This is a genomic window from Kitasatospora purpeofusca (assembly GCF_036010405.1).
Lineage (GTDB): Bacteria > Actinomycetota > Actinomycetes > Streptomycetales > Streptomycetaceae > Kitasatospora > Kitasatospora purpeofusca.
Genome location: NZ_CP108561.1, coordinates 5097554 through 5110272, shown reverse-complemented (window position 1 = coordinate 5110272; position 12719 = coordinate 5097554). Strand labels below are relative to the sequence as shown.

Below are 12719 nucleotides of genomic sequence, written 5' to 3'. Positions count from 1 at the left end.
GCCCCGCCTTGACCCGGGCCCATCGCTGCTGCTCGGAGGGCGCGCACGGAGCTGAAACGCGGAGCCGAGCATGCTCACCACTTTGCAGACCTCCTACACGGACACCCGCGCGGGTGACCTGGCCTGGTGCCTGGGCGGCGAGCCGCTGCCCGCCCTCGCGGTCCGCGACCTGAGACTCGACGGCCCCGGCCACCCCGGCCCGTCCGGCACCCTCCAGCTGCGCCTGCTGGGCGCCTCCCACCAGGTGGTGATCGCCGCCGGCCCCGGCCACTGCCTGGAGACCGTCGCCTGCCTGCCCGGCCGCCGGACGCCGCTGCCCGCCCGGGTGGCCAAGCAGGTCGACGGCTGGGAGTACGAGTTCGCGGCCCGGATCGAGGCCCTCCCGCCGCACGACTTCGCCGCCCGCGCGCAGGAGTTGCTCGCCCTGGTCGAGGGCCACCCGCGCGGCCTGGCCGGCGTCTTCCCCGGCGACCCCAGCGCCTTCACCGCGCTGGTCACCCAGGGCGGGGTGGACCGCCTGCTCTGGCGCACCTGGCACGCCTATCCGCAGGAAGGGCGGCTGGTCTGCACCCGCTCCTCGCTGGTGGTCGCCCGATGACCGGCACCGACCCCACCGCGCCGTCGATAGCCCCGGTCGTGCGCCTTCATTCGTACGCAGGAACGATTCGTCAACCTGCGATACCGCCCTGTCCGTCGAATGGGCGCAGCCGTCCGTCCCGAACGTCGCCTAGCGTTTGTTCGTGATCAATCATCCGGTCGGTCCGCCCCCCGCACAGCCGGGCCTCGACCTCGACGACGGCAGCCCACCGCGGCCCGGGCGGAGCCTGACCTCCCTGCCCGCCCGCCGTCGGTCCCGCCTGCGTGCCCGCCCCAAGCTCGCCCGGCTGGTGGTGCTGCTCGCCGCGTTCGTCTGCGCGGCCTGCGGACTCGTCTACGAGCTGGAACTCGTGGCCCTCGGCGACTATCTGCTCGGGGACTCGGTCACCCAAACCTCGGTCGTGCTCTCCGTCATGGTGTTCGCGATGGGCCTCGGCTCGCTGCTCGCCAAACGCTTCACCCGACGGCCCGCCACCGCCTTCGCCCTGGTCGAGTGCGCCCTCGCCCTCACCGGCGGCCTGTCCGTACTGGCGCTCTACTCCTGCTGGGCCTGGATCGGCCGCTACCAGGCCGCGATGGTCGGCCTGACCTGCCTCATCGGCGTCCTCATCGGCGCCGAGATCCCGCTGCTGATGACCCTGATCCAGCGGATCCGCCGCGAGGACGCCGGACGCGCCGCCGCCGACCTCTTCGCCGCCGACTACGTGGGCGCGCTGATCGGCGGCCTCGCCTTCCCGTTCCTGATCCTGCCCCTGCTCGGCCCCGGCAGCGGCGCGCTGGTCACCGGCGCCGTCAACGCCGTCGCCGGGGGCGCCCTGGTGCTCTGGCTCTTCCGCGAGGAACCGGACCCCCGGGCCCGGAGGCTGCTCTGGGGCGGCTGCGCTCTCGTCCTCGCCCTGCTCGCCTCGGCCGCGCTGTGGTCCGGCGCGGTCGAACGGGCGGCCCGGCAGGCCCTGTACGGCGGGCAGATCCGCTCCGTCAGCCAGAACCGCGACCAGGAGATCGTGCTCACCGGCCCGGCCGAGGGCCCGCTGCGGCTGTACGTCGACGGCCGGCTCGCGGTCTGCGGACCGGACGCCTACCGGGGCGACGAGGCCCTCGTCCACCCCGCCATGGCCGCCGGACCGGACGGACGGGTCCTGCTGCTCGGCGGCGGGGACGGGCTCGCGCTGCGGGAGGTGCTGCGGCACAGCGGCGTCCGCTCGGTGCTGGTGGTCGACCCTGACCCGGAGCTGCCCCGGCTCGCCCGCACCGACCCGGGCCTCGCCGCGCTCTCCGGCCGGTCCCTGGACGACCCCCGGGTGCGCACCGCCGAGGCCGACCCGCTGGACTGGCTGCGCGGCGTCCGGCCCTCGCCCGGCCAGTCCTTCGACGTGGTCCTCGCCGACCTGCCCGCCCCCGCCGACGGCGGGCCGGTGAAGTTCCACTCCCAGGAGTTCTACGGCCTCACCACCCGGCTGCTCGCCCCGGGCGGACGGCTCGCCGTGCGCGGCGGCGAGGAGCAGCCCGGACGGCAGGGGCTGTGGCAGGTGGAGTCCGGGCTCCGGGCGGCCGGGCTGCGGACCGTCCCGTACGCCGTCACGGGCGGCGCCACGGCCAGTTGCCGGCCGGGGCCGGCGAGCAGCCAGAGCTTCCTGCTCGCCGCTGCCGCCCAGCCTCCGCTCACCCTGTCCCCCGACGCACCGCCGCCCCTCGCCTTCACCGCGGACGGCCTTCGCGCCTCCGCCGCCCGGCTCACCGCCCTGCGTCCGCTCCGGCCGCCCGCCGCCCTCACCCTGCTCGGCCCGCACTGACCGGATCCGCCGCCCCGTCGGCCCGCTCCGGCCCCCGCCGGTCGGGGGCCGGCGGCCGGGCGGCGCCCGGACGAGCCACGGCGACAGGTAGGGGACAGGGCGGGGCCGGGCGCGGGTTCGGTCGGTAGGCTCCGTGCCATGGAGCATGAGGTTGTCGTCCCGATGCCGGCCGGGCAGGTCAGGCAGGCCCTGCAGGATCCGGCGCTGCTGGCGCGTTCCGTGCCGGGGCTGAGCACCGAACCGGCCGCCGTCGGCGGTGGCCCGGCGGAGGAGATCGGGGGGCGGCTGAAGCTGCGGATCGGCACCTCCACCATCACCTACAAGGGCGTGCTCTCACTGATCGAGGGCCGCGAGGGCGTGCTGACCGCGTTCGCCGAGGGCCAGGAGGCCCGCGGCAGCGGCGAGGCGACCGCCACCGTCCGGATCAGCGTCACCGAGGGCACCGAGCAGGGCACCTCGGTGGTGCGCTTCACCGGTGACCTGAGTGCCACCGGGCGGCTGACCGAGTTCGACGGCGAGACGCTCGACGCGGCCGGCCGCCGGCTGCTGGACCGCTTCGCCGCCACCCTGGCCTCGCCGGACGGTAGCGCCGGGGCAGGGGCGGACAGCGACGCCGAGGGCGAGGCGGAGACCGGGACGGACGCGGAGGCCGGGACCGACGCGGACGCCGCCGAGGACGTCCAGGATTCCGAGGGCTCCGGCGACACCGAGGACTCCGGCGACACCGACGACGTCGAGAAGGCCGAGGACTCCGAGGACTCCGCCACGGTGGTGTTCCTGGAGAACCGCCACGAGGCCCTCGACGAGGACCGCGAGGACGAGCCGGGCGACGACCTCGACGACGACCTCTCCGACCTCATCGCCTTCTCCGACGCCGACGCGGAGCGCTTCGGCCTCCCGCTCGGCGACCCGGACGAGGCCGACGACGTCGACGAACCCGCCGCCGGCGGGGCCGCGGACGACACGCCCGCCGCCGGGATCGAGCGCGAGGTCTCCGCCGAACTCCCCGCCGAGCCGCCCTTCGGCTACGAGCCGGAGCCGGTGCTCGGCGGCCCGGTCCGCCGCAGCATCGTCGGCCGCTCCGCCGAGGAGGTCGACCACGCCCCGCCGCGCGGCCCGTACGCCCCCGCCCTGCCGGCCCGCAGCGCCCGCGCCCGGGCGGCCTCCCGCTGGGGCGGCGACGCCGGCGGCATCGTGGTGCCCGGAGTGGGCGGCCGCAGCACGGTGCCGTGGATGATCGGCGGCGGAGTGGCCCTGCTGGGCGGCACCGTCGTGCTGGTCAGGGCCCTGCGCCGCCGCCGCTGACCGGCCCCGGGGTGGGGCAGGCCCAGGGCCTGCCTTCGGCCCCCCGTCGTCCGCCCGCAGGGCGGGCGGGGCGGCGTTGGGGTGCGTGCATCGGCGGTGCCGAGGAGGGAGTCCATGCGGAGCATCGGCGACCGACGAGAAGCCGTCGAGGTGCGTGCCCCGGCGGCGCACCGCAGGCGGGGGGCCGAAGGCAGGCCCTAGACTGAATGTCCATGAGCAACGACCGCGACGCCCTGCTGGCACAGATCAAGAACAAGGCCGTCGTCCACGGCAAGGTCACCCTTTCCTCCGGCAAGGAGGCCGACTACTACGTCGACCTGCGCCGGATCACGCTGGACGGCCAGGCCGCTCCGCTGGTCGGCCGGGTGATGCTGGACGCCACCGCGCACCTGGAGTACGACGCCGTGGGCGGGCTGACCCTGGGCGCCGACCCGGTCGCCGCCGCGATGCTGCACGCCGCCGCCGCGCGCGGCCGTGAGCTGGACGCCTTCGTGGTCCGCAAGGCCGGCAAGGCGCACGGCCTGCAGCGCCGGATCGAGGGCCCGGAGGTCAAGGGCCGCCGGGTGCTGGCCGTCGAGGACACCTCCACCACCGGCGGCTCGGTGCTGACCGCCGTCGAGGCCCTGCGCGAGGCGGGCGCCGAGGTGGTCGGCGTCGCGGTGATCGTCGAGCGCGGCGGCGCCGCCGCGGTCGAGGCCGAGGGCCTGCCCTACGTCACGGCGTACGACCTGGACGACCTGGGCCTCTGAGCCCCGACTCCCCGCACGACCGAACGGCCGGGGCCCGGCACTGTTTCACGTGAAACAGTGCCGGGCCCCGGCCGTTGTCCTGGGTGGAAGGCTCAGCCGCGCCGGTGCCGGCCGCCGCCGGCCTGGACGGCATCGGCGTCGGCGTTCTCGGCCTCCGGGCCGGCGGCCTTCTTCTTCCGGCGCTCGCGCAGCACCTCGACCAGCATCGGCGAGATGGAGAGCAGCACGATCAGCAGCACGGCCGGGATCAGGTACTTGTCGATCACCGGAGCGAGCGCGTCACCGAAGAAGTAGCCGATCAGCAGCATCGACTCGGTCCACAGCACGCCGCCGATGACGTTCCAGAGGAAGAAGGTCCTGGCCGGCATCTCCAGCGTGCCCGCGACCGGGTTCAGGAAGGTCCGGACGATCGGCATGAAGCGGGCGAGCACGACGGCCTTGCCGGGGCCGAAGCGGTTGAAGTACTCCTCGGCCTTCTGCACGTACTCGCGCTTGAAGATCTTCGAGTCGGGCTTGTCGAACATCTTCGGTCCGACCTTCACCCCGATCTGGTGCCCGAGCTGGGCCCCGGCGATCGCCGCGATCGGCGCCCCGATCAGCAGGGTCGCGATCGGCAGTCGGTGGCCCTCGCCGAGGACCGACGAGGCGGCGCTGGAGGCGGCGACACCCGCGATGATGAGCAGCGAGTCACCCGGGAAGAAGAACCCGACCAGCAGGCCGGTCTCCGCGAAGATGATCGCGATCAGCCCGATCGCACCGAGGGACGAGATCAGTGATTTGGCGTCGAGCAGATTGACGGCCAGCTGGTTGTAGTCCACGGCCGCAGGATAGCGGGCCCGTCTTTGTTCGAGCCTCGCCCCAGGGGGTCGGTGGGTGATCGTCCTTTCGTCGCACGTCACCGCCGCACCCGGGACGCGGCCCCGGAACGGCGGGCCGCCGGGGCCGCCGTCCCGACTGGCGGGCCGCATGGTGGAGGCGGTGGGCATTCTGGGAAGATGGCACCGGCGACCGGCCCGCGGTGGCGAACACCCTCATCGCCGCTCCGCGGCCGCTGCCTCTGACCTCGGTACCGGTCAAGCCGCACGCAGAGCCGCGCACCGGCCCCGGTACCCCGGAGTCGTCACCAGGCGTACACAGCGTCGGACAGCACCGTCCGTACGCCGCACACCGACAGGAGCGGATTCGCATGCCCATCGCAACTCCCGAGATCTACAACGAGATGCTGGACCGGGCCAAGGCGGGCAAGTTCGCCTACCCGGCGATCAACGTGACCTCCTCGCAGACCCTGCACGCCGCGCTGCGCGGCTTCGCCGAGGCCGAGAGCGACGGCATCATCCAGATCTCGACCGGCGGCGCGGAGTTCCTGGGCGGCCAGCACAACAAGGACATGGTGACCGGCGCCGTCGCCCTCGCCGAGTTCGCGCACATCGTCGCCGCCAAGTACGACATCACCGTCGCGCTGCACACCGACCACTGCCCCAAGGACAAGCTGGACGGCTACGTCCGTCCGCTGCTGGCGGTCTCCGCCGAGCGCGTCGCCAAGGGCCAGAACCCGCTCTTCCAGTCGCACATGTGGGACGGCTCCGCCGAGACGCTGAGCGACAACCTGGCCATCGCCCAGGAGCTGCTCGCCGTGGCCGCCGCGGCCAAGATCATCCTTGAGGTCGAGATCACCCCGACCGGTGGCGAGGAGGACGGCGTCACCCACGAGATCAACGACGAGCTGTACACCACCGTCAACGACGCCGTCCGCACCGCCGAGGCCCTGGGCCTGGGCGAGAAGGGCCGTTACCTGCTGGCCGCCTCGTTCGGCAACGTGCACGGCGTCTACAAGCCGGGCAACGTCGTGCTGAAGCCGGAGCTGCTGCGCGAGCTCCAGGACGCGATCGGCAAGCAGTACGGCAAGAACGACCCGTTCGACTTCGTCTTCCACGGCGGCTCGGGCTCGACCGCCGAGGAGATCGCCACCGCGCTGGAGAACGGCGTCGTGAAGATGAACCTGGACACCGACACCCAGTACGCCTTCACCCGCCCCGTCGTGGCGCACATGTTCCAGAACTACGACGGTGTGCTGAAGGTCGACGGCGAGGTCGGCCGGAAGAACACCTACGACCCGCGCACCTGGGGCAAGCTCGCCGAGGCCGGCATGGCCGCGCGCGTGCTGGAGGCCGCTCAGCAGCTGCGTTCGGCGGGCAACCGCCTGAAGTAGCGGCCCCTGCCCCCAGTGGTCCTGCACTCGTGCCCCCCGGTGGTTCACTGGGGGGCATGAGCATTCACGAGAACCTCCTCGGGGGTCCCGCCCCGACGCACCTGCCCGCCGAGCCCGGCCCGCTGGAGCTGCTGGCCGGCGGCGCCTCCCCGGCCGAGGTGGCCGCGAAGTTCCCGACCTCCTCGTTGGCCTGGGCCCAGCTCGCCGACGACGCCTTCGCGGCCGGCCGGGTCGTGGAGTCCTACGCCTACGCCCGCACCGGCTACCACCGCGGCCTGGACTCGCTGCGCCGCAGCGGCTGGAAGGGCCACGGCCCGGTGCCGTGGGAGCACGAGCCGAACCGCGGCTTCCTGCGGGCGCTGCACGCGCTCGGCCGGGCCGCCGCCGCGATCGAGGAGAAGGAGGAGGCGGAGCGCTGCTCGCAGTTCCTCCGGGACAGCTCGCCGACCGCCGCCGCGACCCTGGGCTGACACCAGCCCCGGGCCGACACCCGCCCCGGGCCTAGGCCCGGACGGCCGGTGCCCCGACCGCCCGTGACCCGCCGCCCCCGGTGCCCGACAGGACACCGGGGGCGGTTTTTGTCCGTTCTGTGCACATCCCGTACATGGACATTCACCGGTCCGCCATGCCAGGGTGGGCTGGCCAGGGGGGCGCGCACGTCAGTTCGAGGTTCCGCGGCCCCACGGGTCGACAGAAAGCCCCAGCGTGCCCGCAAGCAGTCCCGCCCGCCGTTCCCGTACCGCCGCACACCCCGGGGGGCGCCCGGCGCCCCGCACGGGCGGAGCCGGCGGTCGGCCCCGCGGCGGGGCAGGCTCCCGCCGCAGGCGCCCGCCCCGCCGCCGGCTCGGGCCCGGCATGCTCACCGCGCTGGTCGCCGCGGTGCTGATCCTCGGCGGCACCCTGTCCACCCTGAACCGCCCCGACGCCCTGCCCGGCGCCGACCGGACCGCCCAGGCCAGGGTCGCCCCGCCGGACGGCACTGCCGCCGCGCCCGCCGCCCCGGTGCCCCCGGCGCCGCAGTCCGGCCCCCCGGCGGCCGCCGCCCCGGCACCGGTCACGCCCAGCGCCCCGCCCTCGCCCCCGGCTCCGCCCGCGCCCGCCGCCACCCCGCAGCCGGGCGGCCCGGAGACCCCGCCGGCCAAGGGCGCCGGCACCTTCACCGTCGCCCAGGGCTCCGCCGACCCGGTCGGCCGGGGCACCGTCCGCCGCTACCGGGTCGAGGTCGAGGACGGCATCGGCATCGACCCGACGGCCTCCGCCGCCCAGATCCAGGGCATCCTCGCCGACAGGCGCGGCTGGACCAACGACCGCAGGAACGGCTTCCAGCTGGTCTCCTCCGGTGCCTACGACTTCACCGTGAAGATCGCCTCCGCCGCCACCGTCGACCGGATCTGCGGCGCGGCCGGTCTGGACACCCGCGGCGAGGTGAACTGCAACGTCGGCAACCAGGTGGTGGTCAACGTCAAGCGCTGGACCATCGGCTCGCCCCAGTTCAGCGGTCCGATCGACGAGTACCGGGCCCTGGTGATCAACCACGAGGTCGGCCACCGGATCGGCCACGGCCACGAGGGCTGCCCCGGCCCCGGCAAGCCCGCGCCCGCGATGATGCAGCAGATCTACGGCCTCAAGGGCTGTACGGCCAACGCCTGGCCCTACAGCGCCGAGGGCAGCTACCTGAGCGGTCCCGCGGTCCCCTGAGGCCCGGCCGGGGCGAGCCGCCCGACCGGAGCGGGACCGCTCAGCCCAGGACCGGCAGGTACGTCCGCAGGTCGCTGCGCTCGCCACTGGCCGACAGCGCGGCGGAGTCGACCGCCTCCGCCCAGTCGGCGCGGCCGGTCGCCAGCCGGATCCAGGTCAGCGGATCGGTCTCGACCACGTTCGGCGGGGTGCCCCGGGTGTGCCTCGGCCCCTCGACGGCCTGCACCACCGCGAACGGGGGCACCCGGAGTTCCACCGCGCCGCCCGGCACCAGCTCGGCGAAGGCGTCGGCGAGCATCCTGGTCACGGCGGCCACCGCCTGCCGGTCGTGCGGGAAGGCCTCGGGACCGAGCGCCTCGGCCAGGTCGTCGGCGTGCACCACGGTCTCGACCAGCCTGGTCACCAGGAACTCCGTGAGCGCCATCGAGCCCAGCCGGATCTCGAAGCGCCGGGCCGGATCGGCCGCCTCCGGCCGGGCCAGGGCGCCGAGCAGCGCGTCGGCGGCACGGTCGAAGGCCGCCGCCACCGAGGCCGGGTCACCGTCGAACCCGTCCGCCGACCGCGCCCTGGCCTGCTCGTCGAGCAGCGGGGCGAGGGTGCCGACCCGCTCCGCCCACCGCGGCAGGTCCAGCGGCGGCCGGCCCTCCGCCGGATCGTCGAGATGCGCCGGCAGCCACTCGATCTGGACGGCGAGGTGCGCCAGCAGCTCGCGCACCCGCCACTCCCCCAGCCTGGTCGGCCGGGCCAGGCACTGCTCGGCGTCGGGGCGTTCGCACAGCCGCCGGACGGCGTCGCGCAGCGCACCGGTCTGCGCCGCGAGCGCGGCGACCACCCTGGCCGGCTGGTAGGTACGGGACTTGGCAGGCATGGCCCCCAACATACGCCCACGGGCGGACGGTTCTCGCGAACCGTCCGCCCGTGGGAAAGGGGGCCGAATCAGGCCAGCAGGGCCTCGATGACGCCGGTGTGGGCGTCCTTCAGCTCCGCCAGCGGGACGGTGAACTGGCCCTGGACGTCCAGGGAGTCGCCGTCCACCACACCGATGCGGACGGCCGGCAGGCCCCGCGCGGTGCACATGTCGTTGAACCGGAGCTCCTCGCTGCGCGGCACGGCCACGACGGCACGGCCGGCCGACTCGGAGAACAGGAACACGAACGGGTCCAGGCCCTCGGGCACGACGATCCGGGCACCCCGGCCGCCCTTGAGGCAGCTCTCCACCAGCGCCTGGCCCAGGCCGCCGTCGGAGAGGTCGTGCGCGGCGTCGACCATGCCGTCCCGGGAGCCGGCGATCAGGATCTCGCCGAGCAGCCGCTCGCGCTCCAGGTCGACCTTGGGCGGCAGGCCGCCCAGGTGGTCGTGGACCGCCTGCGACCAGGCCGAGCCGCCCAGCTCGTCCTCGGTGTCACCGAGCAGGTAGAGCAGCTGCCCCTCCTCGGCGAACGCCATCGGGGTGCGGCGGGTGACGTCGTCGATGACGCCGAGCACCGCGACCACGGGGGTCGGGTGGATGGCGACCTCGCCGGTCTGGTTGTACAGCGAGACGTTGCCGCCGGTCACCGGGGTGCCCAGGGTCAGGCAGGCGTCGGCGAGACCCCGGGTGGCCTCGGCGAACTGCCACATCACGTCCGGGTCCTCGGGGGAGCCGAAGTTGAGGCAGTCCGAGACGGCGAGCGGCTTGGCACCGCCGGCCGCGACGTTGCGGTACGCCTCGGCGAGGGCCAGCTGGGCACCGGTGTACGGGTCCAGCTTGGTGTAGCGGCCGTTGCCGTCGGTGGCGACCGAGACACCGAGGTTGGTCTCGTCGTCGATCCGGATCATGCCCGAGTCCTCGCCGTGCGAGAGCACGGTGTTGCCGAGCACGTACCGGTCGTACTGGTCCGTGATCCAGGACTTGGAGGCCTGGTTCGGGTGCGAGGCGAGCTTCAGCAGGTCCGCCTTGAGGCCCTCGCCGGTGGTCGGGCGGGCCAGCCGCTCGGCCGTCGGGGCGTCGGCCTGCAGCGCGTCCTGCCAGCTCGGGCGGGCGTACGGGCGCTGGTAGGTCGGGCCCTCGTGGGCGACGGTGCGCGGGGGCACGTCCACCACGAGCTCGCCGTGCCAGAAGATCTCCAGCCGCTCGCCGTCGGTGACCTCACCGATGACGTTGGCGATGACGTCCCACTTCTCGCAGATCTCCAGGAAGCGGTCGATCTTGTCCGGCTCGACGATCGCGCACATGCGCTCCTGCGACTCGCTCATGAGGATCTCCTCGGGCGAGAGCGTGTGGTCGCGCAGGTGCACCGTGTCGAGGTCGATCCGCATGCCGCCGGAGCCGGCCGAGGCCAGCTCGGAGGTGGCGCAGGACAGCCCGGCGCCGCCGAGGTCCTGGATGCCCTTGACCAGCTTCTCCCGGAAGATCTCCAGGGTGCACTCGATCAGGAGCTTCTCCTGGAACGGGTCGCCGACCTGGACCGCCGGGCGCTTGGCCGGCTTGCTGTCGTCGAAGGTCTCGGAGGCGAGCACCGAGACGCCGCCGATGCCGTCGCCGCCGGTGCGGGCGCCGTACAGGACAACCTTGTTGCCGGCGCCGGAGGCCTGCGCGAGGTGGATGTCCTCGTGCTTCATGACACCCACGCAGAGCGCGTTGACCAGCGGGTTGCCCTGGTAGCAGGAGTCGAAGACGACCTCGCCGCCGATGTTCGGCAGGCCCAGGCAGTTGCCGTAGCCGCCGATGCCCGCGACGATCCCGGGCAGCACGCGCCGGGTGTCCGGGTGGTCGGCCGCACCGAACCGCAGCGGGTCCATCACGGCGACCGGGCGGGCGCCCATCGCCAGGATGTCGCGGACGATGCCGCCGATGCCGGTGGCCGCGCCCTGGTAGGGCTCGATGTACGACGGGTGGTTGTGCGACTCGACCTTGAAGGTGACCGCGTAACCCTGGCCGACGTCGACCACACCGGCGTTCTCGCCGATGCCGACGAGCATCGCGTCCGTCTCGGGCTTCTTGTCGCCGAACTGCTTCAGGTGGACCTTGGAGCTCTTGTACGAACAGTGCTCCGACCACATGACCGAGTACATGGCGAGTTCCGCGCCGGTCGGGCGGCGGCCGAGAATCTCCCGGATCCGGGAGTACTCGTCCTGCTTGAGACCGAGCTCGGCCCAGGGCTGGGCGGCGTCCGGGGTCTGCTCGGCGTTCTTGACGGTGTCGAGGCTCATCAGGCGTTCACCAGCTGCTTCAGAACGGAAGTGAAGAAGCCCAGGCCCTCGGTGGTGGGACCGGTGAGCGGCTCCACGGCGTGCTCGGGGTGCGGCATCAGACCGACGACATTGCCGGCGGCGTTGGTGATGCCGGCGATGTCACGGTACGAACCGTTGGGGTTGACGTCGAGGTAACGGGCGACCACCCGGCCCTCGGCCTCCAGCTCGTCCAGGACCCGCTCGTCGGCGACGAAGCGGCCCTCGCCGTTCTTCAGCGGCACGACGATTTCCTGCCCGGGGGTGTAATCCCGGGTCCAGGCGGTGCCGTTGTTCTCGATCCGCAGCTTCTGGTCGCGGCAGACGAAGTGCAGCGAGTCGTTGCGGGTGAGCGCGCCGGGCAGCAGGTGGGATTCGCACAGCACCTGGAAGCCGTTGCAGATACCGAGAACGGGCATTCCCAGCCGGGCCTGCTCGATGACGGTCTCCATCACCGGCGAGAACCGGGAGATCGCACCGCAGCGCAGATAGTCGCCGTAACTGAATCCGCCCGGCAGGACGACGGCGTCGACCTGGTGGAGATCCTTGTCACGGTGCCAGAGGGCGACCGGCTCGGCGCCGGCCAGGCGGACCGCGCGCCGGGCGTCGCGGTCGTCGAGGGAGCCGGGGAAAGTGACGACGCCGACGCGGGTGGTCACTTGCCGTCCTCCTCGACGCGGACGGTGAAGTCCTCGATCACGGTGTTGGCGAGAAAGGTCTCGGCGGCTTCGCGGATACGGGCGAGCGCGGCGTCGTCGACCGGGCCCTCCAGCTCCAGCTCGAAACGCTTGCCCTGGCGGACGTCGGAGATCCCGGTGAATCCGAGACGGGGCAGCGCACGCTGCACCGCCTGTCCCTGGGGGTCGAGGATCTCCGGCTTGAGCATGACGTCGACTACGACGCGTGCCACTGGCACTCCCGGTGGTGTCTTCGTGAGGCGGGGGAACTCCAGACTACCGGGGGTTTCGAGCGTGTTTGCTGGCCGGGGACGGTGACGCGCGTAGACCGACGACCCTTACGCCACAAGGGCTCCACCTGCCCGCCACCCCCGCCGGGTGCCCCTTTTCGCCGGATTCCGGAACCCCCGCGAGAACCACCGAAGAGCACCCGAATACCGGCACTCCGGACAGATCGGCCAGTCGAGTGCACCGGTATCCG

Annotated in this window: 12 protein-coding genes; 7 read left to right on the top strand and 5 right to left on the bottom strand. The window is 73.5% G+C overall.

Going from position 1 to position 12719, the window contains the following annotated elements:
• The first annotated feature begins 70 nt into the window (after nucleotides 1-70).
• The 4 genes from OG715_RS22675 to pyrE all read left to right on the top strand — a co-directional run bounded on the left by OG715_RS22675 (nucleotide 71) and on the right by pyrE (nucleotide 4444).
• Nucleotides 71-598, top strand: coding sequence for a DUF2617 family protein (locus OG715_RS22675; protein WP_053642292.1), 528 nt, complete (start codon nucleotides 71-73; stop codon nucleotides 596-598).
• 142 nt (nucleotides 599-740) lie between these two features.
• Complete coding sequence (locus OG715_RS22670; protein ID WP_407661005.1) at nucleotides 741-2390, top strand: spermine/spermidine synthase domain-containing protein; 1650 nt, start codon at nucleotides 741-743, stop codon at nucleotides 2388-2390.
• 138 nt (nucleotides 2391-2528) lie between these two features.
• Nucleotides 2529-3695, top strand: a complete 1167-nt coding sequence (locus OG715_RS22665) for an SRPBCC family protein (protein ID WP_266270680.1) — start codon at nucleotides 2529-2531, stop codon at nucleotides 3693-3695.
• A gap of 212 nt (nucleotides 3696-3907) precedes the next feature.
• Complete coding sequence (gene pyrE / locus OG715_RS22660; protein ID WP_266270678.1) at nucleotides 3908-4444, top strand: orotate phosphoribosyltransferase; 537 nt, start codon at nucleotides 3908-3910, stop codon at nucleotides 4442-4444.
• A gap of 92 nt (nucleotides 4445-4536) precedes the next feature.
• Here pyrE and OG715_RS22655 read toward each other — a convergent pair whose 3' ends face one another.
• Complete coding sequence (locus OG715_RS22655; protein WP_266270677.1) at nucleotides 4537-5262, bottom strand: DedA family protein; 726 nt, start codon at nucleotides 5260-5262, stop codon at nucleotides 4537-4539.
• 362 nt (nucleotides 5263-5624) lie between these two features.
• Between OG715_RS22655 and fbaA the strand changes: the two genes are divergently transcribed.
• The 3 genes from fbaA to OG715_RS22640 all read left to right on the top strand — a co-directional run bounded on the left by fbaA (nucleotide 5625) and on the right by OG715_RS22640 (nucleotide 8351).
• Nucleotides 5625-6653, top strand: a complete 1029-nt coding sequence (gene fbaA, locus OG715_RS22650) for a class II fructose-bisphosphate aldolase (protein ID WP_266271787.1) — start codon at nucleotides 5625-5627, stop codon at nucleotides 6651-6653.
• Nucleotides 6654-6709: 56 nt separating this feature from the next.
• Nucleotides 6710-7123: a DUF3151 domain-containing protein gene (locus OG715_RS22645; RefSeq protein ID WP_266270676.1), complete on the top strand. Its 414-nt coding sequence runs from the start codon at nucleotides 6710-6712 to the stop codon at nucleotides 7121-7123.
• A gap of 385 nt (nucleotides 7124-7508) precedes the next feature.
• Nucleotides 7509-8351 carry a DUF3152 domain-containing protein gene (locus tag OG715_RS22640; protein WP_266270675.1) on the top strand — a complete coding sequence of 281 codons (843 nt, stop codon included), beginning with the start codon at nucleotides 7509-7511 and terminating at the stop codon, nucleotides 8349-8351.
• Nucleotides 8352-8391: 40 nt separating this feature from the next.
• Here OG715_RS22640 and OG715_RS22635 read toward each other — a convergent pair whose 3' ends face one another.
• The 4 genes from OG715_RS22635 to purS all read right to left on the bottom strand — a co-directional run bounded on the left by OG715_RS22635 (nucleotide 8392) and on the right by purS (nucleotide 12477).
• Nucleotides 8392-9219: a sterol carrier family protein gene (locus OG715_RS22635; RefSeq protein WP_266270674.1), complete on the bottom strand. Its 828-nt coding sequence runs from the start codon at nucleotides 9217-9219 to the stop codon at nucleotides 8392-8394.
• 68 nt (nucleotides 9220-9287) lie between these two features.
• Entirely contained in the window at nucleotides 9288-11543 is a 2256-nt protein-coding gene (gene purL / locus OG715_RS22630) for a phosphoribosylformylglycinamidine synthase subunit PurL (protein WP_266270673.1), read from the bottom strand.
• Complete coding sequence (gene purQ / locus OG715_RS22625) at nucleotides 11543-12220, bottom strand: phosphoribosylformylglycinamidine synthase subunit PurQ (protein WP_266270672.1); 678 nt, start codon at nucleotides 12218-12220, stop codon at nucleotides 11543-11545. Before purQ ends, purL begins: the two co-directional genes overlap by 1 nt.
• Nucleotides 12217-12477: a phosphoribosylformylglycinamidine synthase subunit PurS gene (gene purS / locus OG715_RS22620; RefSeq protein WP_078879748.1), complete on the bottom strand. Its 261-nt coding sequence runs from the start codon at nucleotides 12475-12477 to the stop codon at nucleotides 12217-12219. The genes purQ and purS overlap by 4 nt, the downstream gene beginning before the upstream one ends.
• Nucleotides 12478-12719 lie beyond the last annotated feature (242 nt).

Bases quoted from the DNA above. Each gene is read 5' to 3' on its own strand.
- OG715_RS22675 (WP_053642292.1), top strand. From the start codon at position 71: ATGCTCACCACTTTGCAGACCTCCTACACGGACACCCGCGCGGGTGAC.
- OG715_RS22635 (WP_266270674.1), bottom strand. From the start codon at position 9,219: ATGCCTGCCAAGTCCCGTACCTACCAGCCGGCCAGGGTGGTCGCCGCG.
- OG715_RS22645 (WP_266270676.1), top strand. From the start codon at position 6,710: ATGAGCATTCACGAGAACCTCCTCGGGGGTCCCGCCCCGACGCACCTG.
- OG715_RS22665 (WP_266270680.1), top strand. From the start codon at position 2,529: ATGGAGCATGAGGTTGTCGTCCCGATGCCGGCCGGGCAGGTCAGGCAG.
- pyrE (WP_266270678.1), top strand. From the start codon at position 3,908: ATGAGCAACGACCGCGACGCCCTGCTGGCACAGATCAAGAACAAGGCC.
- purL (WP_266270673.1), bottom strand. From the start codon at position 11,543: ATGAGCCTCGACACCGTCAAGAACGCCGAGCAGACCCCGGACGCCGCC.
- OG715_RS22640 (WP_266270675.1), top strand. From the start codon at position 7,509: ATGCTCACCGCGCTGGTCGCCGCGGTGCTGATCCTCGGCGGCACCCTG.